Origin of the sequence: Paracoccus sp. SSJ, assembly GCF_030234105.1 — a bacterium.
GTDB lineage: Bacteria > Pseudomonadota > Alphaproteobacteria > Rhodobacterales > Rhodobacteraceae > Paracoccus > Paracoccus denitrificans.
This window is the reverse complement of the sequence record NZ_JASSPE010000003.1, coordinates 1-24,542: the sequence shown is the minus strand read 5'-3', so window position 1 is coordinate 24,542 and position 24,542 is coordinate 1. Positions and strand designations below refer to the sequence as shown.

Annotated in this window: 20 protein-coding genes; 8 read left to right on the top strand and 12 right to left on the bottom strand. The window is 69.1% G+C overall.

The genetic code is table 11. The annotated features are described in order from the left end of the window. Positions 1-12: 12 nt before the first annotated feature. Entirely contained in the window at positions 13-741 is a 729-nt protein-coding gene (locus QPR87_RS04015; RefSeq protein WP_104491082.1) for a hypothetical protein, read from the top strand. Here the strand turns inward: QPR87_RS04015 and QPR87_RS04010 are convergent. The 6 genes from QPR87_RS04010 to QPR87_RS03985 form a co-directional block, all read right to left on the bottom strand. After that, a complete protein-coding gene (locus QPR87_RS04010; RefSeq protein WP_285048460.1) occupies positions 738-2,627 on the bottom strand; it encodes an AfsR/SARP family transcriptional regulator in 1,890 nt (629 codons plus the stop codon). The genes QPR87_RS04015 and QPR87_RS04010 overlap by 4 nt on opposite strands. 127 nt (positions 2,628-2,754) lie before the next feature. Next, the gene (locus tag QPR87_RS04005; RefSeq protein WP_285048459.1) at positions 2,755-3,534 is read right to left on the bottom strand and encodes a SagB/ThcOx family dehydrogenase; all 780 of its coding nucleotides are present in this window, start codon (positions 3,532-3,534) and stop codon (positions 2,755-2,757) included. A 4-nt stretch (positions 3,535-3,538) separates the two neighbouring features. Continuing rightward, complete coding sequence (locus tag QPR87_RS04000) at positions 3,539-4,849, bottom strand: YcaO-like family protein (RefSeq protein WP_285048458.1); 1,311 nt, start codon at positions 4,847-4,849, stop codon at positions 3,539-3,541. After that, positions 4,846-5,961 (bottom strand): TOMM precursor leader peptide-binding protein, encoded by a 1,116-nt coding sequence (locus QPR87_RS03995; RefSeq protein WP_285048457.1) that lies wholly within the window; start codon positions 5,959-5,961, stop codon positions 4,846-4,848. Before QPR87_RS03995 ends, QPR87_RS04000 begins: the two co-directional genes overlap by 4 nt. Next, positions 5,933-7,795 carry a RiPP maturation radical SAM C-methyltransferase gene (locus QPR87_RS03990; RefSeq protein WP_285048455.1) on the bottom strand — a complete coding sequence of 621 codons (1,863 nt, stop codon included), beginning with the start codon at positions 7,793-7,795 and terminating at the stop codon, positions 5,933-5,935. The genes QPR87_RS03995 and QPR87_RS03990 overlap by 29 nt, the downstream gene beginning before the upstream one ends. Before the next feature lie 31 nt (positions 7,796-7,826). Beyond that, the gene (locus QPR87_RS03985; RefSeq protein WP_011750428.1) at positions 7,827-8,219 is read right to left on the bottom strand and encodes a hypothetical protein; all 393 of its coding nucleotides are present in this window, start codon (positions 8,217-8,219) and stop codon (positions 7,827-7,829) included. A 605-nt stretch (positions 8,220-8,824) separates the two neighbouring features. On the opposite strand from QPR87_RS03985, the gene QPR87_RS03980 reads away from it, so the two are divergent. After that, positions 8,825-10,525, top strand: coding sequence for an ABC transporter ATP-binding protein (locus QPR87_RS03980; protein ID WP_285048454.1), 1,701 nt, complete (start codon positions 8,825-8,827; stop codon positions 10,523-10,525). A gap of 105 nt (positions 10,526-10,630) precedes the next feature. Here the strand turns inward: QPR87_RS03980 and QPR87_RS03975 are convergent, their stop codons facing one another. Further along, entirely contained in the window at positions 10,631-12,691 is a 2,061-nt protein-coding gene (locus tag QPR87_RS03975) for a TonB-dependent receptor domain-containing protein (RefSeq protein ID WP_285048453.1), read from the bottom strand. A 159-nt stretch (positions 12,692-12,850) separates the two neighbouring features. Here QPR87_RS03975 and QPR87_RS03970 point away from each other — a divergent pair, with 159 nt between their 5' ends. From QPR87_RS03970 to QPR87_RS03945, 6 genes are all read left to right on the top strand, one after another. Further along, entirely contained in the window at positions 12,851-13,891 is a 1,041-nt protein-coding gene (locus QPR87_RS03970; protein WP_011750431.1) for a hemin-degrading factor, read from the top strand. Further along, positions 13,888-14,763, top strand: a complete 876-nt coding sequence (locus tag QPR87_RS03965; RefSeq protein WP_285048452.1) for a heme/hemin ABC transporter substrate-binding protein — start codon at positions 13,888-13,890, stop codon at positions 14,761-14,763. Before QPR87_RS03970 ends, QPR87_RS03965 begins: the two co-directional genes overlap by 4 nt. After that, positions 14,763-15,839, top strand: coding sequence for a FecCD family ABC transporter permease (locus tag QPR87_RS03960; protein ID WP_285048450.1), 1,077 nt, complete (start codon positions 14,763-14,765; stop codon positions 15,837-15,839). Before QPR87_RS03965 ends, QPR87_RS03960 begins: the two co-directional genes overlap by 1 nt. Further along, positions 15,836-16,609 carry a heme ABC transporter ATP-binding protein gene (locus QPR87_RS03955; RefSeq protein WP_285048448.1) on the top strand — a complete coding sequence of 258 codons (774 nt, stop codon included), beginning with the start codon at positions 15,836-15,838 and terminating at the stop codon, positions 16,607-16,609. Before QPR87_RS03960 ends, QPR87_RS03955 begins: the two co-directional genes overlap by 4 nt. A gap of 100 nt (positions 16,610-16,709) precedes the next feature. Continuing rightward, the gene (locus QPR87_RS03950; RefSeq protein ID WP_285048447.1) at positions 16,710-17,693 is read left to right on the top strand and encodes a zinc-dependent alcohol dehydrogenase family protein; all 984 of its coding nucleotides are present in this window, start codon (positions 16,710-16,712) and stop codon (positions 17,691-17,693) included. A 57-nt stretch (positions 17,694-17,750) separates the two neighbouring features. Next, on the top strand, positions 17,751-19,520 hold the full coding sequence (locus QPR87_RS03945) for a PHA/PHB synthase family protein (RefSeq protein WP_285048446.1): 1,770 nt from the start codon (positions 17,751-17,753) through the stop codon (positions 19,518-19,520). Here QPR87_RS03945 and QPR87_RS03940 read toward each other — a convergent pair. The 5 genes from QPR87_RS03940 to QPR87_RS03920 all read right to left on the bottom strand — a co-directional run bounded on the left by QPR87_RS03940 (position 19,517) and on the right by QPR87_RS03920 (position 24,202). After that, entirely contained in the window at positions 19,517-20,620 is a 1,104-nt protein-coding gene (locus QPR87_RS03940) for an acetate/propionate family kinase (RefSeq protein WP_285048445.1), read from the bottom strand. The two genes, QPR87_RS03945 and QPR87_RS03940, sit on opposite strands and share 4 nt — an antisense overlap. Continuing rightward, positions 20,617-21,651 (bottom strand): bifunctional enoyl-CoA hydratase/phosphate acetyltransferase, encoded by a 1,035-nt coding sequence (locus tag QPR87_RS03935; protein ID WP_267892658.1) that lies wholly within the window; start codon positions 21,649-21,651, stop codon positions 20,617-20,619. Before QPR87_RS03935 ends, QPR87_RS03940 begins: the two co-directional genes overlap by 4 nt. Before the next feature lie 65 nt (positions 21,652-21,716). Next, positions 21,717-22,088 (bottom strand): response regulator transcription factor, encoded by a 372-nt coding sequence (locus tag QPR87_RS03930; protein WP_285048444.1) that lies wholly within the window; start codon positions 22,086-22,088, stop codon positions 21,717-21,719. A 93-nt stretch (positions 22,089-22,181) separates the two neighbouring features. Then, positions 22,182-23,897: a cation acetate symporter gene (locus QPR87_RS03925; RefSeq protein WP_285048443.1), complete on the bottom strand. Its 1,716-nt coding sequence runs from the start codon at positions 23,895-23,897 to the stop codon at positions 22,182-22,184. Next, the gene (locus QPR87_RS03920) at positions 23,894-24,202 is read right to left on the bottom strand and encodes a DUF485 domain-containing protein (RefSeq protein WP_011750441.1); all 309 of its coding nucleotides are present in this window, start codon (positions 24,200-24,202) and stop codon (positions 23,894-23,896) included. Before QPR87_RS03920 ends, QPR87_RS03925 begins: the two co-directional genes overlap by 4 nt. Between the last annotated feature and the right edge of the window lie 340 nt (positions 24,203-24,542).

The following is a 24,542-nucleotide window of genomic DNA, read 5'->3' as shown; positions in this document are numbered from 1 at the left end:
GGAGAAACGACCATGACAGGGACGCGCCGCAAATACATCATCATCGGGGCCGAGGTGGACCAGCCCGAGGCGTGGCTGCACAAGGACGGCAGCATCAGCGCCAAAAAGGGCGGCGACGGCGAGCCGCTGAACGTCGAATATATCGGCCGGCTGATGGTCGATCTGTCGCAGCGGGGCAAGTCCGGCGTGCCCAAGGCCGAACTGGACGCGCTGGAGGAACGCATCAAGCGCGCGCTGGTGGTGCAGGATTTCTCGGCCCATGACGGCACGGCGCCGCTGAGCGATGCCGAGCGAGAGGCGATCCTGGACGCCACCACCGTCCGCATCGAGTTCGAAAGCCGCCGCCGCGGCAGCAAAAAGCCCGACCGCAACACCCGCATCCTGGTCGTGCCCTCGGACGAGACGCTGGCCATCGCCGATGCCATGCTGCGCGCCCAGGGCGAGGCCGAGGGGTTTCGCCCGCCGCTGTCCTATGAACTGGACCGGGCGCTGATGCTGGCCGGCATGCAGACCGAGATCATGGAGATGGTGCGTGAGTTCGCCGCCCGCGCCGAGCCGGGCTGGACCCCGGCGCTGCAAACCGCGCTGGAGGCGCATGTCGAGCAGGCGATCCGCGAGCGCAGCCGCTTCAAGGACGCCAGCGGCAGGCCGGCCAGGGACGTGAAGAACGAGATCATGTCGAGCCCCCTGCGCGCCTTTCACCGCTCGGTCGGGATCTATGCCACGAACATGTGCCGCTAGGCGTGAAAGCGGCAACTGGACGCGCCGGCCTGTTCCAGCGTCTCGCGCAGCTCTTGCCGCCAGTCTTCGTTGCGCAGGGGAAAGATGGACAGGAACCAGTCGAGGATCTGCGCATCCGTCGGGTCGAGGGGGCCGTGCCATTGCCCGCGCAACTCGGCCAGATAGGCGTGAATCCGCCGCGCCGCCGCCTCGGCCTGTCCCAGCCGCCACAAGGCGGCGCTGTGCCAGCCGCCCACCGTCGGCATCAGCCCGGCGCCGCCTTCGCATTGCCGCGCCGCCGCCGCGAAGTCGCCGCACAGATAATCCGCCGCCGCCAGATAGATCCGGTGAAAGGGCTCCATCACCGCGGCATGGCGCTTGGTCTCGGCCACCAGCCCGGCGGCCTTCCCCAGATCGCCCGCAAAGGCGCAGCCGAGCGCGCAGGAGGCCAGCGTCAGCGGGTTGTTGCGGTTCAGCACCAGCGCCTGGTCGAAATGGAACTCGGCCAGGTCGAAATAGCCCAGATGGCAAAAGCACCAGGCCAGCACGCGATGCGCGCGAGTGTCCAGCGGATCGGCGGTGACGGCGACGATGGCGTGATGCATGGCGTCGCGCTTGAGCTCCTCGGTCTGGTAGGTGCCGGGCAAAAGCACATGGCGCACGTTCAGCGCGCCCGCCAGTTCGGCATGGGCGGGGCCGAAGGGCGGCGAGCGCGCGGCGATCTCGCGCAGGATGGCCAGCGCCTCGGCCTCGGTCTCGGGCGACCAGCTGTCCAGAAGCGCCTGCGCCCTGAGCCAGTTGTCATAGATGCCCGAGCCGGAATCCGACAGCGACCGGTCCGAGACCACCACCGACAGCGCATTGGCGATGTTGGACAGCAGGACGCGGACCTTGGCCTCCCAATCGGTCTGCGGCGCCTCGATCCATTCCGACCAGACCAGATGCCCGCCGGCGCCGCGCTGCACCTCGACGAAAAGCCGCAGCCCGGCGGGCAGGTGGAACGGCTTCAGCGTGACGCGCACCTGCGCGGGATCGGGGGCGCCCTCCTCGACGATGCACCATTCGCGGAAGCGGCCCATGCGCATGCGCAGATCCGAGAAGAGCACGTTGGTCAGGCTTTCCAGCCCGTGCCCCTCGCCCTCGGCCTCCAGCAGCAGGACCGACAGGCTGGCCTGCGGCAGCCGGTCGCGCTGCCGGTGCTGCCCGCCGCCGCCGGGGTCCAGCTTGATCGCCGCCAGCAGCTCGACGGTCTCGGCCTCGGGCTCCTGGTCGAACATCTCGTCCAGATGGGCGTAAAGCGTGTTGTAGCGCTCGATGGCGCGGGTCGGCCGGCCCGCCTGCCAGTCGAGCCGCATCAGAAGCCGCGTGGCGTTCTCGTTCGACGGCTCCAGCGCGACGGCGAATTCGGCCAGCGCGCGCTGGGTTTCCGGGTCGGAACCCGCAAGCCCCGCAAGGCGGCGGTCCAGCACCTGCCGCACCCCGGCCAGCAGGCCGGCACGGGTGATCGCCAGCCAGCTGTCGAACGAGGCGCTGATCCCCTCGAGCTGCACGGTCTGGTCGATCAGCAGCCGGATGCGGCCGGCCTCGCCGGCATCCCAGCCCGAGGCCGACAGCCGCGCCGCCAGCTCTTCCTGCAGCACGAAGCCGCCCGGCAGGCGCAGCGCGATCTCGCCCGCGCTGGTTTCCAGCGCCCAGCCCGGCATGACCTCCATGGCGCGGCGGATATGCTTGACCGCCTGCCGATAAGAGGCCGAGGCCTTGTGCTCGTCCGAGTTCTGCCAGAACAGGTCGGTGACCTTTTCCGTGCGATGCACCGGCGTCCGGTCGGCCAGCAGGAAATACAGAAGCGCCCGCGCCTTGCGCAGCCGCAGCGCCTCAAGAACCTGCAAAAGGCCGTCCAACTGCATATGCATCCCTTGCCGCGACTCGCACCTGACGCGCGACACACCCGCAACCCATGAGTTTTCCAAGGATTCGCCATAACGGGGCGGCGATCAACGGTTCATCGCGGCAAAGCGGCGGTTTTTGCCGGCGCTACCCGGCCGAACCGCCGGGCCGCGCCTCGCCCGGGGCGACGGGGCGGCCGAAGGCCAGGGTATAGACCACGCCCTCCCCGGGCTGGGAAAGCCCGATCAGCGCATTCAGCCGGCTGTCGCGGAATCCGCCCATGCACAGGCTCGCCAACCCCTGCTCGGCCGCCGCAAGGCAAAGGTTCTGCGCGGCATGCCCTGCCTCGAGCAGCACATAGCGATAGCCGCGCGGCCCGTATTTCTTCTGCGTGCGCGAAAAGATCGCGGCCAGGCACAGGATGACCGGCGCCTCGGCCACGAAGGGCCAGGTGTAGAACATCGGCTCGGCCTCGGCCTGCCAGGGGCCGGGGCGCAGCAGTTCCATCGCATCGCCCTGGGCGTCGTAGTGATGGATGCCGGGCGCCAGCCCCTCGACCCGCGCCACCAGCGCATAGATCTCCAGCGGATAGGTGCCGCCGGCCGAGGGCACGCTGCGGCGCAGGAACCGGCCGCCGGTCTCGAATGGCTCGGGGCCGGTCAGCCCGTATCCGGCGCGCATCAGCCGCGCCAGGGCCGCAAGCGGCAACGGCTCGGGCAGGAAGGCGCGGGTCGAGCGACGCCCCATCGCCAGCGCCTCGACCCCGCCCGGATCGGTTGCGGGCAAGACCACGCGCGGCGCCTGCGGATAGCTGCGGAAATCCTGCAGATAGGGACCGGCGCGATAGGCGGCCTCGTTCAGCCAAGGCTCGGAATTCAGGTGAAACAGGCGAGACAGGGCGGTGGGGTCGTGGACGGGGATGCTCATCGGATCACGCCAGCGGATGGGGACAGGGATTCAGGTCGGCCTCGGCCAGCGGCTCGGCGCGCAGGCCCCAGCGCAGCGGCGCCTCGTAAAGCCGGCGCCCGCCCAGGCGGCCCTCGCCATGGCCGAAATGGATCGGCTGGAACCCGGTCGCAAAGCAGCGCACCACGCGCGGGCCAAGCGGCGCGATGTCCGGCGCGGTGATATCGACATAGGCGATGCGGGCACCGGCGGCATTCGCGACCTCGACCAGCCGGGCCAGCACCGCCTCGGGGTCCGGGACAGCCGGGCGCGGCAGGTCGTCCAGCCGCACCCGGCTGCCCGAGGCGAACAAGAAATCGAACGCGCCCAGATTGCGCGGCAGGGCATGATAAAGCGGGTGGTCGTCGAGGTCGCGCACATCCTCGGGGCCGCGCAACCGCTCGGCCGCGTCGCTGCGGGCAAGGCGCGAGATCATGCTGGGCCGGGCCTGGCACAGCTCGAACATCGCCTTGTCGACGGCAGAGGCCGGGTCGGGGTCGCAACCCATGCCGACGATGCGCGCGCCCTGCGCCGGGTCCGGGTTCTCGGCCACGGCCATGACCACGAAGGCGGCCTGGTCGGTGGCCAGCGACAAAAGCCGCACCACGACCCCGAAGCGGCGGTAGTGCCTGATGATCGCGGCGGCCATGCAGCCGGTCTCGGGCGTCTCGATCAGCGTGGCGGGCAGGCGGTTGAGCCAGGTGATCATCAGCGCATCGCGCTCGATCAACTCGCAAAGGCCACCGATGACGGCGCGGGTCAGGTCGGACCCTGCCGCCAGCCCGTTCGAGGTGACGGCGGCGACATGATCCTGGGGCCGGGGCAGCGGGCTGAGCAGATAGACCAGCCCCGCCGGCAGTTCGACCGGCCGGCCCGAGGGCAGCTCGACCCCCTCGATCCAGCTCGTCTCGGTCGCGGGGCTCCAGCGCGGATAGGGCAGGCCGGCGCGATATTGCGCCTCGGAATGCAGCACGCAATCGGCGGGGGTGATCGCGCCGGGCAGCGCCGGGCCGACGCGGACGCGCGAGGCGTCCCAGTGATAGGCCGAATACCGCTCGATCGCCTCGCCCAGGGCGGAAAGCCGCGCCTCGGCCTCGGTCCGGCCCTTGCCGGCATTCAGCCGTTCGGAGGGACCGGCGGCGCGGAAATCGTAATGCGCCAGCGTCGCCGTCCACAGATGCGGCGGACAGGGTTCCTCGGGGCCCCTGCCCTGCGGCGCGAGTTCGCGCACCAGCCCGCAACGGCGGCTGACCAGCGCCGCACCCAGCCGTTCGGCCTGCACCGCATCGTCCCTCATCTCGCCGTCCCGCCGCAGACCGGGCAGCCGGGCTTGCGCAGCACGCCATGCTTTTCCTGCCGCAGCCCGGGCAGTTCCACCACGAGGAAACGCCCGTCCAGCGCCGGCTCTCCGGCACCGGTCAGCACCGCGACCGCCTCGGCCGCCATCATGCCGCCGACGATATCGGCGCCCATGGCCAGGTTTTCGCGCCGGGCGGACAGATCGCGGCGCAGCCGGTCCAGATGCCGCTCCAGCGCGAAACGGGCCTGCGGATTGGCGGCGCAGGCGACCTCGCGCATGCGCCAGCACATGTAGCAGGCGGCATCGGGGTCGCCGGAAAAGCCGGGGCCGACGACAAGGTCCAGCCCCTCCATGCCACCGGCCAGCCAGCGCATGCCGAGGTCGCGGCAGGCCCGGTTCAGCTTCAGCACCAGGTTCAGCTCTCCGGCGTCGAGACAGCAAAGCACCATGGCCGCCCCCTCGATCAGCGCGGCGATGTCCTGCGGGCTGTCGGGGCGGGTGGTCCGGGCGCGGATGCGGCAATCCGGCGCCAGTTCGGCCAGCGCATCGGCCAGGGCCTCGGCGCGCAGGCTGCCGGCATCGCCGGGCCGAAACAGCGGCGAGAAATAGCTGTCGCTGGCGCCGACCTCGGCCGGATCGACGATCAGCAATTCGCCGATCCCGGCGGCCGCGAGACCACGCGCCGCCGCCGCACCCGGCCCGCCGGCCCCGAACAGCACCACGCGCGCCGCCGTCAGGTGCCGCTGAGCGGCACGGCCCTCGGGCGCGGCCTCGCTGAGCCAGGCGAGTTGCGGCTGCAACCCGGCCGGCAGGGCGGCCGCATCCGCCCCTCCGCCCTCGACCACGACCCCCTGCCCGCCCAGCATCTCCAGCGCGGCCTCCAGATCCTCGCGGGCGAAGATGTCGGCAACCTCGTCGCAGATCCGGTCGATGCCGGTGCGGCCGTCGAGCAGCGGCACTACCTCGCGGCTGAATTCGCGGAAGGAATGGCCCTTGAGCGTCAGCGCCCGCCGCCATGACACGATGCGCAGCAACTCGTCGCCGCCCTCGTCGGGGGGCTCGGCCCAGGTCAGGAAATGCTCAGGCAACAGCGGGTTCCGAAAGGGCATGGCTCTCTGCCTGGATGGTCGGGGGACGGATGCGGAAGACGGCGAGCGCCAGCGCGCGCTCGCCCTGCCGGGCGATCAGCCGTGCGCGGTCCAGATCGGCCAGTTCGGCCTCGATCCGCGCCTCGGGCTCGGCGGTGGCATGGGCAAGCCCGGCGATCGAGGCCGCGCTGTCGCAAAGCGCGTAAAGCCGCGCGGCAAGCCCGGTCAGCCGGTGGCGGCGGGCGGTCGCGACGGCACGGCTGTCGCGGATGGTGACGCCGCCCGCATCGAATTCCGCATCCAGCATGGGCCGGCCCTCGGGGGCCAGGCTGGCATTGCGCCAATCGGCGACCGCGGCCTGGACGGGGCTGACATAGACGGCCGGCTCGCAGCCCGGCTCGTGGTCGAAATCGAAGAAATAGGCCAGCCGCGACAATTCCCGCCGACCCAGCGGATAGACGTAGAAATAGGCCCTCGCCGGACGCATGCGGCGGATGCCCAGGGCCTCGGCCCGGCTGTGGAACGGGCTGAAGCGGTCCAGCCGCAGCATGCCGCAGGAACAGGGCGGGTCCAGATGCGTCAACCGCGGGATCAGCCGGGCCATGGCGGCATATTCCTCGGGTTCCTCGCCCGGAAAGCCGGAAAGCACGTTCCAGGCCACCTCGATCCCCAGCTCGCGGCACCAGCGCATCAACTGGATGTTCTGGAATCCGGTGCAGCCCTTGTCCATCAGCTTCAGCACCCGGTCGGAAAAGCTTTCGATGCCGGGCTGGATCTGGGTCACGCCCCCCGCCCGCATCTGCCGCAACTGGTCCAGCCGCAGGTTCGACTTGACCTCGTAGAACAGGTCGAGGTGATAGCCCGCCTCGGCCAGCCGCGGAAACAGCGTGGTGACGTATTTCATGTCGAGGATGTTGTCCACGCAGCCGACCCGGCTGGCCTTGTGGCGCTGTGCGAGCCAGGTGATCTCGTCAAAGGCCCGGTCGGGGGATTTCGAGCGGAAGGCCATGGTGTCGCCGTTCAGCCCGCAGAAGGTGCAGTGATGCTTGGCGCCCCACCAGCAGCCGCGCGAGGTCTCGAAGACCAGGTGCCCCTGGAACTGGCCCGCCAGCGGCGATTGCGCCAGGTGCAAGAAGTAATCGTCGAAATCGGGATAGGGCAGCCGGTCCATCTGCGTCACGCCCTGCGAGCGCAGCGGCGCCTCGGCCGCGCCCTGGTCCAGCACGCCGGGGATCGGCCCCGGCTCGCGACGACCCGAGAGCCGGTCGAGCAGCAGCGGAAAGCTGATATCCGCCTCGCCCGAGCAGACATGGTCGATCCAGGGAAAGCTGCGGATCATCTGCCAGCCCATCTCGCCTTCGCAATTCGCGCCGCCGAACACGACGACCGGCGGATCGGGCAGCGCCTTCAGCCGCCGCGCCAAGGCAAGGCAGGCGCAGGTCTGGTGAAAGACCGTGCTGAAACCGACCACGTCGGGACGGCGCGCGATGATTTGGGCCATGCAGGCGTCCAGATAATCCGGCAGCAGCGCCCGGATTTGCCGCATCGCGGCATAAATGTCGCGGTCATCGCCCAAATGCGGATGCAGAATGTCGCGAATGAATTCATCGGGCGATGATATTTCATCCCCGAACAATTCCGCGGAGAAAAGCCATTCGCCGATCAGCAGGTTCGGCGGGAAATTCGTGGCAATGCGCTGATAGGGCACCAGCCCGATGCGGGCGGCCATGTCGATATTCAGATAAAGCGCCTCGGCGCTGTGACCGGCCTCGCGCGCCTCGGCGATCAGCAGGCCGACACCCATGGCCGGCCGGCCGATATCGGCGAAGGGAACGACGGGAAACAGGACATGCATTCGCCCCTCCACTGGTCATGCAACGGGCTGCTCAGCCGCCCAGGCCGCCGAAACCTCCTCCGCTGAAGCCGCCGCCGCCGGGCGCGCAGCCGCCGCCGCATTCGTTGATGCAGGGCTGGATGATGGTGCAGGCGCGGATGGTGCAGGCTTGCACCACGCAAGGCCGGATACATTGCGAAATCACAGTGCATTGGCTGATCACGCAGGGGCGGACGCATTGCTGTATCACGCAGGCATCCGGCACGGGGGTCAGGGCCGGGCTGGTTGCCGCGGCCGCGGGCTGGGCCGTGGCCATCATCGAGGCGACCTTGTTATAGGCGCGCATTTCCTCTTCGGTGACCTCCAGGCCCTTCAGCTTATCCTCAAGCTCGGCCACCCGCATTTCCAGGGTCTTTCCCGTCTCCTTCTTCTCACTACCGGCCATCGTGGAATCCTCCGACAGAACGTGGGTTGCTCCATTTTCGATCCTATCACGAAATCTTGCGGCTCGATAATGTTTTCGTGAACACAGGCTGTTTCGAATAAACCATTAATCGAAAAGACTGCGGGTTGTGATTTTCACGATTGGGCTGCCTGAAATGAAAGCCGTCGGACACTCGATCATCACGAAAAAATGGGATTCCGGGGCCTGTCTTTTCCCGGTGCGGGAATATGCGGCATTCTTCCCTGGGTTGTCATGCCGCGCGATTCGCGCCGTGCCGGGAATATCCCGGCACGGCGACTGCGCCCCGGCCGCAAAAAAGCCGACAGGTTTCCCTGGAACGCCGTGGCGGAACGACGGCGCGATCCCAACGGCACACATGGCCGGCCGGTCAGGGCTGTCGGGGACCGGCCCTGGAGGCCGCGTAAGCCGGGGGCTTCCCCCCGCCCGCCGGATATGCCACGCACGGGGCCGCAGCGCCGTCATCGCCCTGCCCGAACTGGCCAAGCGGACGGAACGGGCGACCCGATGCGGCCGCGGGTGCTGCACCGCGAGGATGGCGACCCGTCGCCGGCCCCGCCCGACGAAGGAATTGGAAGGAAACTGCCATGCTGCGCGCGTTCTTCGCCTATTACCGCCCCTGGATGGGGCTTTTCTGGCTGGATTTCGGCTGCGCGGTGTTGTCGGGCCTGTTGGAGCTGGCCTTCCCGCTGGCGGTCACCGCCTTCATCGACCACCTGCTGCCGCAGGGCGACTGGGGCCTGACCATGCTGGCGGCTGCCGGGTTGCTGGGACTGTACACGCTGAATGCCGGGCTGATGGCGATCGTCACCTATTGGGGCCACAAGCTGGGCATCAACATCGAGACCGAGATGCGCGCCCGCGCCTTCGACCACCTGACCCGGCTGTCCTGGCGCTGGTATGACCGCGCCCGCACCGGCAAGCTGGTCGCCCGCGTCACCCGCGACCTGGAAGAGATCGGCGAGGTCGCCCATCACGGCCCCGAGGATGCCTTCATCGCCATCATGACCTTTTTCGGCGCCTTCGCGCTGATGTTCGCGATCAATCCCGATCTGGCGCTGGTCGTGGCGCTGGTGGTGCCGGCGATGCTGGCGCTGGTGATCGTCTATGGCGGGCGCATGACGCAGACCTGGCAGGCGATCTACTCCCGCGTCGGCGATTTCAACGTCCGGCTGGAAGAGGCGCTTGGCGGCGTGCGCGTCGTGCAGGCCTTCGGCAACGAAGCGCATGAAAGCGAACTGTTCGCCGCCGACAACCAGCGTTATCGCGCCGCCAAGCTCGATGCCTATCGCATCATGGCCGGATCGCTGGCGCTGCAATACATGGGGCTGCGGCTGGTGCAGGTGGTGGTGATGGTGATCGGCGCCGGCTTCGTGCTGACAGGCGCGTTGACCACCGGCGGCTTCGTCGGCTTCCTGCTGCTCGTCGGCGTCTTCTACCGCCCGCTGGAAAAGATCGCCGCGGTGATCGAGACCTATCCGCGCGGCATCGCCGGCTTTCGCCGCTATCAGGAACTGCTGGCGACCGAGCCCGAGATCCGCGACGCCCCGGATGCCGTTCCCGCCCCGCCGCTTGGGGGCGACATCCGCTTCGAGGGCGTGGGCTTTTCCTACGATGCCAACCGCCCGATCCTGCGAGGCATCGACCTGACCATCCGCTCGGGCGAGACGGTGGCCTTCGTCGGCCCCTCGGGCGCCGGCAAGACGACGCTGCTGGCGCTGCTGCCCCGCTTTTACGAACCGACGCAGGGCCGCATCACCGTGGACGGCATCGCGCTGGACCGGATGCAGCTTCACAGCCTGCGCCGCCAGATCGGGCTGGTCAGCCAAGACGTGTTCCTGTTCGGCGGCACGCTGCGCGAGAACATCGCCTATGGCCGGCTGGGTGCCTCGGACGCCGAGATCATCGAGGCTGCGCGCCAGGCCCGGCTGGGGCCGCTGATCGAAAGCCTGCCCGAAGGGCTCGACACCCTTGTCGGCGAACGCGGGGTGATGCTGTCGGGCGGGCAGAAGCAGCGCGTCGCCATCGCCCGCGCCTTCCTCAAGAACCCGCCGATCCTGATCCTGGACGAAGCGACCTCGGCGCTGGACAGCCAGACCGAACGCGAGATCCAGTCGGCGCTGGACGCGCTGGCCCTGGGCCGCACCACGCTGGTCATCGCGCATCGGCTGGGCACGATCCGCCATGCCGACCGCATCGTGGTCATGCAGGAGGGCCGCATCGTCGAGGCGGGCGATCACGGCGCGCTGATCGCCCGCGGCGGGGCCTATGCCCGGCTGGCAGGGTGATCGCCCAGGCGGCGCAGGGACGCTTGAGTATTTGGGGAACGGTGAAGCCCTCAAGGGAAACGGCCAGCCTTGCAAGGCTGGCCGTCATCCCCGGGGTGGTGCGGATCAGAAGCTGCGAGAGACCGACAGCTTGAAGTTCCGCCCCGGCGCCGGACCGCTGAGCCAGGTTGCGGGCGTGTAGTCGCGGTCGGTGACATTGTCGCCGCCGACATGGACCTTGATCCCCGCCGCCGCACCGCCTTGTGGCACCCAGGTGGCAAAGACGTCATGCACGCCGTAGCCGGCGCGATGCGTGCCGTTAGGCTTGTCGCGGCCATCGGCCAGCGTGCTGCGCAGGCCAAGGCGCAAAGCGTCGCTGGCTTGCCAGATCGCCTGCAGGGTCACGCGGTTGTTGGGCAGCGTGTCCAGGTCGGCACCGTCCTGATCCACCCCATTCACGACCGAGAAGGCCGCTCCGAACTCCCATGCGGCGACGGAATAGGTCGCCTCGAGTTCACCGCCGCGCAGATAGGCGCGGTCGATATTGACATAGGCCGGCATCGGCGCGGGCGCATTGGTGCGCACGATCATGTCGTCGATATGGTTTCGGAACAGCGTGAGCTTCACCACCGCCTCGTCGCTCGCGGTCAGGATGCCGCTGCCGTGATAGGACAGGCCCAGCTCGATGTTCTTGCCCTTCTCGTCCTTCAGGTCACCCGAAGGCGCGCCTCCCATGAAGCTGTCGTAAAGTTCGTCCACCGTCGGCATGCGGTTCACGAAAGCCACTGAGCCAAAGACCGACAGGCTGTCGTTCAGGCGGTAGATGGCGGCGACCTGCGGTTCGACCGAATCCGCGTCGTAGGTGTCATCCGTCACCGTGACCGAGGATTTCGGCTCGGTGCGCTGCTTTTCGTAGCGCAGGCCGGAGTTGATCGTCAGGTCGCCCCAGGTCAATTCGGACAACGCATAGGCGGCCCAGGCGCGGGTATAGGCCTCGGGATGCGAGCTCGACGGAACGCTGGAGGAGCGGTCCTGTTTCAGCACCTCGGCGCCGGTGGTCAGGTGGTGGTCGTAACCCGCCCCCGACAGGTCTGCGACGTTGCTCAGCTTGAATTTCCACAGCCGGTAGTCGCGTTCCCCCAGCAGAGAATCCATGATCGGCTCGTCCGGGTCGTCGCCCTGCCGCACGTCCTTGAGCGTGTTGGTATAGGACAGGGTCGCGGTCAGGTCGACGTAGCGATTGTCTTCGGGGTTCCAGCCCCAGATGAAGCGCGCGGTCTGGTCGCGGGTCGTGATGTCACCAACCCCCCAACCCGGAAAGCCGGGAAACAGCCCGACCTGCGCGCCTTCGAGCTGGTTGAAGTCCTGATCGTCGCCCTTGGCCTCCAGATGCTGATAGGAGAAGGCGACATACTGGTCGCCGAAGGTCTTCTTGGCTTTCAGAAGCAGGTTCGGCGTCTTGGAGTTCGCGCGCACGGTGGTATTGCCGTCCGCATCCTTGGTATCGCCCAGCTTGCGCCAGGCGAAGGCGGCGAGCGCCTCGAAATCCTCGGCCGGGCGCCAGCCAAGCGCGACGCTGCCCAGCACCGTGTCGGGATTGCTGGCATAGCCGAGCTTGCTCCGGCCGCCGAAGGTCTGGCCCTCGGCGATCAGGTCGCCGGCCTCGATCGTCTCCATGGCGATCACGCCGCCAAGCGCGCCCGAACCGTAAAGCGTGGACGAGCCGGGACCGCGCAACACCTCGACCTGGCGCAGGAAGTCAGGTTCCACGAACAAGGCACCCTGGCGGTAGGATTCGTAATATTTCTCTTCTCCATCGATCAGCTGGACGATGCCGGACTCTGACGCCGCGGCACCCGAGGAGCCGAAGCCGCGGATGTTGAACCCCTGCCCGAAGAAGCTGCCCGAGCCGACGCCGGCGACGCCGGGCACCGTGGCCAGCACCTCGCCGATATGGATGGGCGCGATGTCCTCAAGCTGCCGGCTGTCCACGACCGAGACCGATTGCGGCACTTCCGACGCCACCTTGGGCTTGCCGGCGCGCAACACGATCTGGTCGAGCACATAGGTGGATTGTGCGGAATCGGCCCCGGCGCGTTCCTGCGCCAGCAGCGGGGCGGTGAAGGTCAAGGCGGTCAGGCAGGCCGTTCCGGCCAGAAGTGCGCCGCGGATCGAGTGGCGTGGCATGTGTCCCCGTTGTCATGTCGTGAAGTTCGCGGCTGGCCACGGGGCTGGCATCTTGCGCGAAGTAAAATATTCTTAGTAAAACTGTCAATGATTCCTTGCGCCCTGACTGGAACCGAACAGGGCCGAGGCCGGCGCGCAACAGCAATGAAGGACACCGCGATGACCGACCATTCCCCCGCAGAGCTGCGCCGCATCCTGGCCGAGGACGGCGGCCGCCCCTTCGACCTGGCCGAGCGGCTGGGCGTCCCCGAGGCGGCGCTGGTCGCGGCCCGGATCGGCCACGGCACCACCCGCATCGACCCGCTGCCCGGCCGGCTGATCCCGCGGGTGCAGGCCCTGGGCGAGGTCATGGCGCTGACCCGCAACCGCTCTTGCGTGATCGAGAAGATCGGCACCTATAACGACTTCCACGACGGCGAACATGCCGCCATGACCGTGGACCCCGAGATCGACCTGCGCATCTTTCCGCGCCATTGGGTCCATGCCTTCGCCGTCGAGCAAGAGGCCGAGACGGGCACGCGCCGCTCGATCCAGGTCTTCGACGCGGCGGGCGATGCGGTCCACAAGATCCACCTGCGCGAGGGCTCGGACCTGCCGGCCTGGGAGGCGCTGAAGCGCGACCTGGCGCTGCCGGACCAGTCGGACACCGCCAGCTTCGAGCCCCGCGCGCCGGTCGAGCCGCCAAGGGCCGGCGCCGAGCGCGCCGATGCGCTGCGCCGGGAATGGGCGGCGATGACCGATACGCATCAGTTCAACATCCTGATCCGGCGGCTCAAGATGAACCGGCTGGGCGCCTATCGCATTGCCGGCGCGCCCCTGGTGCGGCCGCTGGCGGTCGAGGCGGTGCCGGCGCTTCTGGAGCGCGTCCATGCCGGGGGCGTGGGCGTGATGTTCTTCGTCGGCAACATGGGCTGCATCGAGATCCATTCCGGCAAGGTCCATTCGCTCAGGCCCATGGGGCCGTGGCTGAACGTGATGGACCCGCGCTTCAACCTGCACCTGCGCGGCGATCATGTCGCCGAGGTCTGGGCGGTGGACAAGCCCACCAAGCGCGGCCCGGCCATCTCGGTCGAGGCGTTCGACGCCGAGGGGGCGCTGATCTTCCAATGCTTCGGGCTGCGCCCGGAAAAGGGCGGGAATGCCGAGCAATGGGCGACGCTGGTCGCCGACCTGCCAGCGCTGGCCGAGGCGGCGGAATGAAACGGCTGGCCCTTGCCCTGATCCTGCTGGCGGGCACCGCCGGCGCCGAGACCTATCCCGAGGCCCGGCGCGTGCTGTCGCTGGGCGGCTCGGTGACCGAGATCGTCTATGCGCTTGGCGAAGAGGCGCGGCTGATCGGCCGCGACACCACCTCGAACTGGCCGCCCGAGGCCAATGCCCTGCCCGATGTCGGCTATGTCCGCGCGCTGTCGCCCGAAGGGGTGCTGTCGGTCTCGCCCGACCTGATCATCGCCGAGGACGGCGCCGGCCCGCCCGAAGCGGTGGCGGTGCTGCAATCGGCCGGGGTGGCCTTTGTCAGCGTCGAGGAACGCTATGACGCCGAAGGCGTGCTGGACAAGGTCGATGCGGTCGCCGAGGCGCTCGGCGTGCCCGACAAGGGCCGCGCGCTGCACGAAAGGCTGGCGGCCGACCTGCAAACGGCGCTCGGCCGGGCGCAGGCCGTGGGCGAGCCGAAGAAGGTGCTGTTCGTGCTGTCCCTGCAGGGCGGGCGCGTCATGGCCGGCGGCGCGGACACGGCGGCGGACGGCATCATCCGGCTGGCCGGGGCGCAGAACGCCATGCAGGGCGTCCAGGGCTACAAGCCCGTCACCGACGAGGCGGTGATCGAGGCGGCGCCCGATGTCATCCTGATGATGCGGCGCGGCGACGAACGGGCGGACGCGGATGCCAATGGCGGCAGCAGCCACACGGCGGCGAAAGAGGCCGCGCTGGCCATGCCGGCGCTGGCCCAGACCCCGGCCGGGCGCGAGGGCCGGCTGGTGATGATGGACGGGCTGAAACTGCTGGGCTTCGGCCCCCGCACCGGCGAAGCCGCGGTCGAGCTGCACGACCTGATCTATGCGGGGTCGTGATGGTGGCCGTGACGCCCGACCTTCGCCCCGAACGGCTGGAAGGGGACCGCAGCCACCGTGCCCGGCGCCTGGGCCTGTTCCTGGCGCTGCTGCTGGCCGCAGTGGCGGTGATCTCGCTGGGCTGGGGGGCCTCGGGGACGTCGCTTACGCGGGCGGTCTCGGACCTGATGGCGGGGCGCGAGCTTGCGGTGCAGGACCGGGTGGTGCTGATGGACATCCGCCTGCCGCGCGTGCTGATGGGCATCTTCGTCGGTGCCTCGCTGGCGGTCTCGGGCGCGGTGATGCAGGGGCTGTTTCGCAACCCGCTGGCCGATCCGGGCATCGTCGGCGTCAGCTCGGGCGCCTCGCTGGGCGCGATCCTGGCCATCGTGCTGGGCAGCACGCTGCCAGCCGGGATCGCGGCGTTCTTCGGCTGGTATCTGGTGCCCGTCGCGGCCTTTGCCGGCGGCTGGCTGACCACCATCGCGCTTTACCGCATCGCCACGCGGCGCGGGCGCACCTCGGTCGCGACCATGCTGCTGGCCGGCATCGCGCTGGCCGCGATCATGGGGGCGCTTTCGGGCGTGGTGATCCTGCGCGCCAGTGACCGGGAATTGCGCGACCTGACCTTCTGGGGGCTGGGCTCGCTTGCCGGGGCGAACTGGCCCAAGCTGCTGGCCGGGGCGCCGATCATGGCGCTGGCGCTGCTTTACGCCCCCTGGCTGGCGCGCGGGCTGAACGCGCTGGCGCTGGGAGAGGCGGCGGCCGGCCATGTCGGCATTCGGGTGCAAAAGGTCAAGAACCGCGCCATCCTGACCGTCGCCGCCGCCACCGGCGCCGCCGTCGCGGTCTCGGGCGGCATCGGCTTCGTCGGCATCGTCGTGCCGCACCTCTTGCGGCTGGCCAGCGGGCCGGATCACCGCTGGCTGCTGGTCAACTCGGCGCTTCTGGGCGCGGTGACGCTGCTGCTGGCCGACATGGTCAGCCGCACCGTCATCGCCCCGGCCGAACTGCCGATCGGCATCGTCACCGCCATCATGGGCGGGCCGTTCTTCCTGTGGATCCTGCTGCGCAACCGGGGAGTGCTGGACCTGTGAACCTGATCGCCACCGACATCCGGGTCAGCCTTGGCCGCAAGGAAATCCTGCACGGCGTCTCGGTCGAGGCGCGCGCGGGCGAGATCACCGCCATCGTCGGGCCGAACGGCTCGGGCAAGACCACGCTGATGCGCAGCCTGACCGGAGAGCTGTTCTGCCGCGGCCGCATCGCCCTGAACGGGCGCGACATCGCCCGCATGTCGCCCGAGGAGCTGGCGCAGCGCCGGGGCGTGCTGCCGCAGGCCGCCGCGCTGTCCTTCCCCTTCACCGTGGCCGAGGTGGTGCGCATCGGCGTCGAGGCACGCGGCGAGCGCGCCGAGGCGCTGGTGCCGGCGACGCTGGCGGCGGTCGATCTGCCGGGCTTTTCCGGCCGGCTTTACCAGGAGCTGTCGGGCGGCGAACAGCAGCGGGTGCAGCTTGCCCGCGTGCTGGCGCAGGTCTGGCAGCCGGTAGACGCGGACGGCCCGCGCTGGCTGATGCTGGACGAGCCGGTCAGCAGCCTGGACATCGCGCATCAGCTGACGGTGATGCGGCTGGCCGCCGATTACGCCCAGGCCGGCGGCGGCGTGGTCGCGGTCATGCACGACCTGAACCTGACTGCGCTTTTCGCGCAAAAGCTGGTGCTGATGAGCGGCGGCCGCGTGCTGTGCCAGGGCCGGCCCGGCGAGGTGCTGACCGACGACTCCCTGTCGCTCGCCTATGGCTGCCGGCTGCGGGTCAATGCCGTGCCCGACAGCGGCATCTGGGTGCTGCCCCACGCGGCGGCGTGACCGGCAAGCGCGAAAACTCCGCGACCTAAAGCCGCGCCCATTTGCAAGCCGGGCCCGCCGCCCGCATATTGGGCATGACCCCGGCGATGGGAGAAGGCGGATGCATGCCATGGTGCTGGAACGGATCGGCGCGCCGCTGGTCTGGACCGAACTTCCCGACCGCGAGCCCGGCCCGGCCCAGATCCGGGTCGCCGTCTCGGCCTGCGGCGTCTGCCGCACCGACCTGCATGTGGTCGACGGAGAGTTGCCCGACCCGGTGCTGCCGATCATCCCGGGGCATGAGGTCGTCGGCCGGATCGAGGCGCTTGGCCCCGGCGTCGCCGGCCTTGCCCTGGGCCAGCGGGTCGGCATCCCCTGGCTGGGCCATAGCTGCGGCGCCTGCCCCTATTGCCGCGAGGGGCGCGAAAACCTGTGCGATGCGCCGGGCTTCACCGGCTATACCCGCGACGGCGGCTATGCGACCTCGGTGATCGCCGACGCGCGTTTCGCCTTTCCCCTGGGCGAGACGGGCGAGGACGTGGCGCTGGCGCCGCTGCTTTGCGCCGGGCTGATCGGCTGGCGCGCGCTGGTGATCGCGGGCAAGGCGCCCCGGCTGGGACTTTACGGCTTTGGCGCCGCGGCCCATATCGTCGCGCAGGTGGCGGCATGGCAGGGCCGTACGGTCCATGCCTTCACCCGCCCCGGCGACCTGCGCTCGCAGGACTTCGCGCGCAGCCTGGGCGCGGTCTGGACAGGCGGCTCGGACCAGGCGCCGCCCGAACCCCTGGATGCGGCGATCATCTTCGCCCCGGTGGGCGATCTGGTGCCCCTGGCGTTGAAAGCGGTGCGCAAGGGCGGCCGCGTGGTCTGCGCCGGCATCCATATGAGCGACATCCCCGCCTTTCCCTATGCCCTGCTCTGGCATGAACGCCAGATCGCCTCGGTCGCCAACCTGACGCGGCAGGACGGGCTGAACTTCCTGTCGCTCGCGCCCCGCATCGGGATCGCGACCGAAACCACGACCTATCCGCTGCGCGAGGCCAATCGCGCGCTGGACGACCTGCGCGCCGGCCGTTTCGACGGCGCGGCCGTGCTGGTGCCCTGAGCCGCCCGCCGGGCGCGGTGGCGCCCGGCCCATGCCTTTCCTGCCGGGATCCCTGCCATGACGCATAAGGTGAACACCCCCGAAGCCGGCCCCGCCGGGACCGATGCCGCCCCGTATCGCACCATCGACCGGCTGCGCGAGGCAATGGCCGCCGGATTCGGCACCGGCGTCTCGCCCCTGGCGCTTGGCATGGCGCTGATCGACTGGTCGGCGCATCTGGCCGCCGCGCCGGGCAAGCGGCTGGAACTGGCCGACCGGGCCGCGCGCGAGACGGCCGAGCTTATGGCCCATATCGCCGCGCTGGCCACGGACCCCAAGGCCGAGCCGGTGATCCGCCCCGGCCCGCAGGACCGGCGATTTGCCGCCGCGGCCTGGCAGAACCCGCCCTTCAGCATCTGGGTCCAGGGCTTCCTGCTGGCGCGGCAATGGTGGCACGAGGCCACCCATGACGTGCCCGGAACCGATCCGCATTACGAAAACCTGCTTTCGGCAATGGTGCGGCAATGGCTCGACATGGCCTCTCCGGCAAACCTGCCCTTCACCAATCCCGAGATCATCGCCCGCAGCATGCAGACCGCCGGGCTGAACCATCTGGCCGGCATGCGCAACTGGTTCGAGGACATGGCGCGGCTCGCCGCCGGCAAGCCCCCGGTCGGGACAGAACAGTTCCGCGTCGGTTACGAGGTCGCGGCGACGCCCGGCAAGGTGGTGTTCCGCAATCACCTGATCGAGCTGATCCAATACGCCCCCGCGACCGAAACCGTGCTGGCCGAGCCGGTGCTGCTGATCCCGGCCTGGATCATGAAATACTATATCCTGGACCTATCGCCGGAAAACTCGCTGGTCCGGCATCTGGTCCAGGCCGGGCATACGGTCTTTTGCCTGTCCTGGCGCAATCCCACGGCCGACGACCGCGACCTGACGCTGGACGACTACCGCCGCCTGGGGGTCATGGCGGCGGTCGAGGCAATCAATGCCATCCTGCCCGGGCGGGGCATCCATGCGGCGGGCTATTGCCTGGGCGGCACGCTGCTGGCCATCGCGGCGGCGGCCATGGCCGGGGCGCGGGACGACCGGCTGGCCAGCGTCTCGCTCCTGGCGGCGCAGACGGATTTCACCGAGCCGGGGGACCTGGCGCTGTTCGTCGACCACGACCAGCTGCACAGCCTGGAAAACGCGATGCGGCAGCGCGGCTACCTGACGGCCGAGCAGATGCTGGGCGCCTTTCGCTTCCTGCGCTCGAACGACCTGGTCTGGTCGCGCATGGTGCGCGCCTACCTGATGGGCGAGCGCGAGCCGATGACCGACATCCTGGCCTGGAGCAGCGATTCCACCCGCATGCCCTATCGCATGCAGGACGAATACCTGCGCCGGCTCTATCTGGAAAACGCGCTGGCCGGCGACCGGCTGCGGGCGGACGGCCGTCCCGTGGCGCTGCGCAACCTTCGCGCGCCGATCTTTGCCGTCGGCACCGAAGAGGATTACGTCGCCCCCTGGCGATCGGTCTATCAGCTGCATTGCCTCAGCGATGCCGAGCTGACCTTCGTGCTGGCGGACAAGGATCATCTGGCGGGCATCATCTTCGACCCCTCGCAGCCGGGCAGCCATTACCGCATCGCCACCCGCGGCCCGGACGATACCTGCCTGCCCCCCGAGGACTGGCTGCGCGCCGCCGCATGGCGCGAGGGCTCATGGTGGCCGGCCTGGAGCGGCTGGCTGGCGCGGCATTCCGCCGCCGAGCGGGTGGCGCCCCCGGGCATCGGCGCCGCCGCCGCGGGCTATCCGGTGCTGGAGGATGCCCCGGGCAGCTATGTCCGCCAGCGCTAGGCCAGCAGCGCGGCGGCCTCCATCGCCATCATGCATTCCTCGTTGGCGGGGATGACCAGCGTGGCGAAATCGCCCAGCGGCGCCATGTGGCGCAGGATCGCCTCGCGCACCGGGGCGGCGTTCTCGCCGATGCCGCCGGTAAAGACCATCGCGTCGATGCCGCCCAGCGAAACCGCCATCGCGGCCGCCGCCTGCGCGCATCTCAGCGCAAAGAAGTCCAGCGCAAAGCGCGACTGCGCCGAGCCGTCCGTCAGCAGCGCCGCGACATCGTTCGAGCGGCCCGACATGCCCAAAAGGCCCGAGCGGTTATAGATCAGATCCTCGATCTCTTCGGGCGCCATGCCGAAGCTGCGCTGCATCAGCAGGATGGCGCCGGGATCGACCGCGCCCGAGCGCGTGCCCATGGGGATGCCGTCCACCGCGGTCATGCCCATGGTGGTATCGACGCTGCGCCCCTGATGCATGGCGCAAAGGCTGGCGCCATTGCCCAGATGCGCGGCGACGATCCGGCCGCGATGCAGCTCGGGATGGTCGCGCGCCAGAACCTGCGCCAGCCATTGATAGGACAGGCCGTGAAAGCCATAGCGGCGCACGCCCTGCTCGAACAGCGGCTCGGGCAGGGCGAAATGGGTGAACAGCGCGTCGCGCCCGGCATGAAAGGCGGTGTCGAAACAGGCGAGGTTCGGCACGTCCTCGCCCACCAGCCGGCGGGCGGCGGCGATGGCGGCCAGGCCATGCGGCTGGTGCAGCGGCGCCAGCGGGATCAGCGCCGCCAGATCGACCAGCACCTGCGGCGTCACCGGGGTCGAGCGGGTATAGCGCGTGCCGCCATGCACGATGCGATGCGCCACCGCCTCGATCCGCCAGCCCTCGTCATGGGCGTCGATGAAATCCAGCACCGCCTGCATGGCGGCGGCATGATCGCCGCCGGCGACCGGGCTGCGGACCTGGGACGCGCCGGTCAGTTCGGCCACCAGTTCGGCATCCGCGCCGATGCGGCTGACTGCACCGCGCGCCAAGAGCGCCAGCCCCTCGCGCGCAAAGACCCGGAACTTGAGGCTGGACGAGCCGGCGTTCAGCGTCAGGATCGCCGCGATCATTTCACCTGCCCCAGCCGGCGCGCCTCGGCCATCAGCACGGCCAGCGCGGTGGACAGCATGCGGGCGCGAACGGAATCGGCGCGGCTGGACAGCATGACCGGCACCCGCGCGCCCAGGACGATCCCCGCCGCATCGGCACCGCCCATGAAGATCAGCTGCTTGGCCAGCATGTTGCCCGATTCGATGTCGGGCACCAGCAGGATGTCGGCCTGCCCCGCCACCGGCGAGACGATGCCCTTTTCCCGCGCCGCCGCCGGGCTGATCGCATTGTCGAAGGCCAGCGGACCGTCCAGCTCCGCATCCTCGATCTGGCGGCGATCGGCCATCTTGCACAGCGCCGCCGCATCCAGCGTGGCCTGCATCTTGGGATTGACCGTCTCGACCGCGGCGAGGATCGCGACCTTGGGCCGCGCCGGCCCCCAGAGCACGCGCCAAAGCCCGATGGCATTATGCACGATGTCGGCCTTGACCATCAGGTCGGGCGCGATGTTGACCGCCGCATCGGTGATGATGAAGGGGCGCGGATAATCCTCGGTCAGCATCAGGAAGGCATGGCTGATCCGCCGCTCGGTGCGCAGCCCGCATTGCGGGTGAATGACCGCGCCCAGCAACTCGTCGGAATGCAGCGAACCCTTCATGATGGCGCCGACCTGGCCGGCCGCGGCCATCTGCGCGGCGCGGGCGGCGGCGGCATGGCTGTGCTCGGTATCGACGATCTCATAGGCGTCGGGGGCATGGCCGGCCTCGGCCAGCGCGGCGGCGATGCGGGCGGCGGGGCCGATCAGCACCGGCTCGATCAGCCCGGCCGAACGCGCCTCCTCCACCGCCTCGAAGACGGCGTGCTGCACCGGGTGGACCACGGCGGTGCGCAGAGGCGGCAGCCCGGCGCAGCGGTCGATGATGGCTTGATAGGCGTCGGTCATCGCTATCCTTCCGTTCTGGCCTTCCGTTCCGGCGCGAGTCCTGATCCCGAGGATCCCGATCTGCCGGCCGGAGACAAGCGAAATCCCGGTCGCGACCCGGAATGCCACAGGAAACGCCGGCCCGCTGCGACGATCCGACACGGGCAGGCAGGGTCCGGGGTCAGCGTTCGGGGTCAGCCGGTGGCGCCCAGCAGCCGCGCGATCTCGGCGCGCAGTTCCGACAACTCGAAGGGCTTGGCGATGAAGCCGTCAGCGCCAAGCGCCAACCCCTTGCGGCGCTCGACCACCGAGCCGCGCGCGGTCATCAGGAGCACCCGCACGTCGCGCAGGGCGGGATCGGCACGCAGCGCCCCGACGATCTCATAGCCCGAGATGTCGGGCAGCATGATGTCCAGAAGCACCAGGTCGGGCCGGTTGGCGCGGATCTCGTCCAGCGCACCGCCGCCGCCGGCGATCCGCCTGTAGCTGTGGCCGGCCCGCGCCAGCAGGAACTCCAGCGCGGCGGCGATGTTGTCCTCGTCCTCGACGATCAGGATATGGGCCATCACCCCTCCCAAAGACCGGACACCAGACCCGGCATGGCCGGATCGAGACGACGAAGGCCCGCCCCCGAAAGGGACGGGCCGCCATTCCCGGTTTCAGTGCGACGAGGCTTCCGACGCGCCGATCCCGGTTTCCGAGCGCACCTGCTGGGCCAAATAGCCCGCCCGGTCGATGCGTGCCCGCGCGCCGTTGTCCATCTTGGACACGATCCAGATGCCCAGGAAGGCCAGGGTCATCGAGAACAGCGCCGGCGAGGTATAGGGGAAGGGCGCCGATCCGGCAGGGTTGCCCAGCGTCGCCTCCCAGACCGAGGGCGACAGGATCGTCAGCACCACCGAGGAGATCAGCCCCAGGAAGCCGCCGGTCACCGCGCCCTTGGTCGTGCAATCCTTCCACAGCACCGACATGAACAGCACCGGGAAGTTGGCCGAGGCAGCCACCGCGAAGGCCAGCGACACCATGAAGGCGATGTTCTGGTTCTTGAAGGCGATGCCCAGCACGACCGCGACCAGGCCCAGCACCAGCGTGGTGATGCGCGAGACGCGCAGCTCGCTGCCCGGCGCGGGGTTGCCGTTCTTGATCACGGTCGCATAGAGGTCATGGCTGACCGCCGAGGCGCCCGAGAGCGTCAGCCCGGCGACCACCGCCAGGATGGTGGCGAAGGCCACGGCCGAGATGAAGCCCAGGAAGACGTTGCCGCCCACCGCCTGCGCCAGATGCACGGCCGCCATGTTGGAGCCGCCGACCAGCGCGCCGGAGCCGTCCAGGAACTCGGGATTGGTCAGCACGAAGGTGATGGCGCCAAAGCCGATGATGAAGGTCAGCAGGTAGAAGTAGCCGATCCAGCCGGTCGCCCACATCACCGACTTGCGCGCTTCCTTGGCGCTGGGAACGGTGAAGAAGCGCATCAGGATATGCGGCAGGCCGGCGGTACCGAACATCAGCGCCATGCCGAAGCTGATGGCCGAGATCGGATCCTTGATGAAAGTGCCCGGACCCATGATCGACTGGCCCGCAACCGCGGCTTCCTCGGTGGTCTTGCCGCCGGCGGTTGCCAGCTCGGCCTTGACGCGCACGGCATCGGCGAACATCGCCTCGGGGCTGAAGCCATAGTGCCACATGACCATGAAGGACATGAAGGACGCGCCGCCCAGCAGCAGGCAGGCCTTGATGATCTGCACCCAGGTCGTCGCGGTCATGCCGCCGAAAAGCACATAGATCATCATCAGCGCGCCGACGATCACCACGGCGATCCAGTAGTCCAGCCCGAACAGCAGCTGGATCAGTGAGCCCGCGCCCACCATCTGCGCGATCAGGTAGAAGGCCACCACGACCAGCGTGCCCGAGGCGGCGAAGATGCGCACCGGGGTCTGGGCAAAGCGGAAGGCCGCCACGTCGGCAAAGGTGAAGCGGCCCAGGTTGCGCAGCCGCTCGGCCATCAGGAAGGTCAGGATCGGCCAGCCGACCAGGAAGCCGATCGAATAGATCAGCCCGTCATAGCCCGAGATCATCACGGCGGCCGAAATCCCCAGGAAGGATGCGGCCGACATGTAGTCGCCGGCGATGGCGAGGCCGTTCTGGAAGCCGGTGATGCCGCCGCCGGCGGTATAGAAATCCGCCGCCGACTTGGTTTTCGCGGCCGCCCATTTGGTGATGTAGAGCGTCGCCAGCACGAAGGCGGCGAACATGGTGATGGCGGTCCAGTTCGTCGCCTGTTTCTCGGCGCCCTGGATCACGTCGGCGGCCATGGCGCTGCCGGGCACGGCCAGGGCCGCGGCCAGCAGGCCCTTGCGCAGGATGTTGTGGTTCATTTCAGCGCCTCCCGCCGGACCTTCTCGCTCAGCTCGTCGAACTCGCCGTTCGCGCGGCGGACATAGACGCCGGTGATGATGATGGTGAAGATGATCACGCCAAAGCCCAGCGGGATGCCCCAGGTCATGACGCCGTCGCCGATCCGCGCGGCGAGCATCTCCTTGTCGAAGGCGATCAGCAGGATATAGCCGTAATAGACGATCAGCATCGCGATCGTCAGGATCCAGCCATAGCGGGATCGCTTCGCCTTCAGTGATTGATAGTTCGGATCTGCGGCGATCCGTTCGGCCAGGTTGTCTTGCATCGGGGTCGTGCTCCTCCACTGCCACGATCTGCGGTCTTTTCGGCCGCGCCGGCGGCATGCCGGCGAAGTCGGGCCTTGCTGGGCGGCTGTCGGCGGTTGGCGGGTTTCTCAAGCCAAGCCGCAGCCGGTCCATGGGCGCGGTGCTGCGCCCATGGTGATCGGTGTCTTGTCCGGGGCCGGCGGCGCGTTGCCGCCGGCCGCTGCCGTCAGTGACGGTTCATTCTGTTTTCGATGAGTTGGTCCACGACGCCCGGGTCTGCGAGCGTGGAGATGTCTCCGAGGGCGCCGAAATCGTCCTCGGCGATCTTGCGCAGGATGCGGCGCATGATCTTGCCCGAAC

Coding starts and splice junctions, on each gene's coding strand:
- QPR87_RS03970 (WP_011750431.1), top strand. CDS start 12,851: ATGACCGACCATTCCCCCGCAGAGCTGCGCCGCATCCTGGCCGAGGAC.
- QPR87_RS03975 (WP_285048453.1), bottom strand. CDS start 12,691: ATGCCACGCCACTCGATCCGCGGCGCACTTCTGGCCGGAACGGCCTGC.
- QPR87_RS03985 (WP_011750428.1), bottom strand. CDS start 8,219: ATGGCCGGTAGTGAGAAGAAGGAGACGGGAAAGACCCTGGAAATGCGG.
- QPR87_RS03960 (WP_285048450.1), top strand. CDS start 14,763: ATGGTGGCCGTGACGCCCGACCTTCGCCCCGAACGGCTGGAAGGGGAC.
- QPR87_RS03950 (WP_285048447.1), top strand. CDS start 16,710: ATGCATGCCATGGTGCTGGAACGGATCGGCGCGCCGCTGGTCTGGACC.
- QPR87_RS03990 (WP_285048455.1), bottom strand. CDS start 7,795: ATGCATGTCCTGTTTCCCGTCGTTCCCTTCGCCGATATCGGCCGGCCG.
- QPR87_RS03925 (WP_285048443.1), bottom strand. CDS start 23,897: ATGAACCACAACATCCTGCGCAAGGGCCTGCTGGCCGCGGCCCTGGCC.
- QPR87_RS04005 (WP_285048459.1), bottom strand. CDS start 3,534: ATGAGCATCCCCGTCCACGACCCCACCGCCCTGTCTCGCCTGTTTCAC.
- QPR87_RS03995 (WP_285048457.1), bottom strand. CDS start 5,961: ATGCCCTTTCGGAACCCGCTGTTGCCTGAGCATTTCCTGACCTGGGCC.
- QPR87_RS04010 (WP_285048460.1), bottom strand. CDS start 2,627: ATGCAGTTGGACGGCCTTTTGCAGGTTCTTGAGGCGCTGCGGCTGCGC.
- QPR87_RS03945 (WP_285048446.1), top strand. CDS start 17,751: ATGACGCATAAGGTGAACACCCCCGAAGCCGGCCCCGCCGGGACCGAT.
- QPR87_RS03920 (WP_011750441.1), bottom strand. CDS start 24,202: ATGCAAGACAACCTGGCCGAACGGATCGCCGCAGATCCGAACTATCAA.
- QPR87_RS04000 (WP_285048458.1), bottom strand. CDS start 4,849: ATGAGGGACGATGCGGTGCAGGCCGAACGGCTGGGTGCGGCGCTGGTC.
- QPR87_RS04015 (WP_104491082.1), top strand. CDS start 13: ATGACAGGGACGCGCCGCAAATACATCATCATCGGGGCCGAGGTGGAC.
- QPR87_RS03930 (WP_285048444.1), bottom strand. CDS start 22,088: ATGGCCCATATCCTGATCGTCGAGGACGAGGACAACATCGCCGCCGCG.
- QPR87_RS03965 (WP_285048452.1), top strand. CDS start 13,888: ATGAAACGGCTGGCCCTTGCCCTGATCCTGCTGGCGGGCACCGCCGGC.
- QPR87_RS03980 (WP_285048454.1), top strand. CDS start 8,825: ATGCTGCGCGCGTTCTTCGCCTATTACCGCCCCTGGATGGGGCTTTTC.
- QPR87_RS03940 (WP_285048445.1), bottom strand. CDS start 20,620: ATGATCGCGGCGATCCTGACGCTGAACGCCGGCTCGTCCAGCCTCAAG.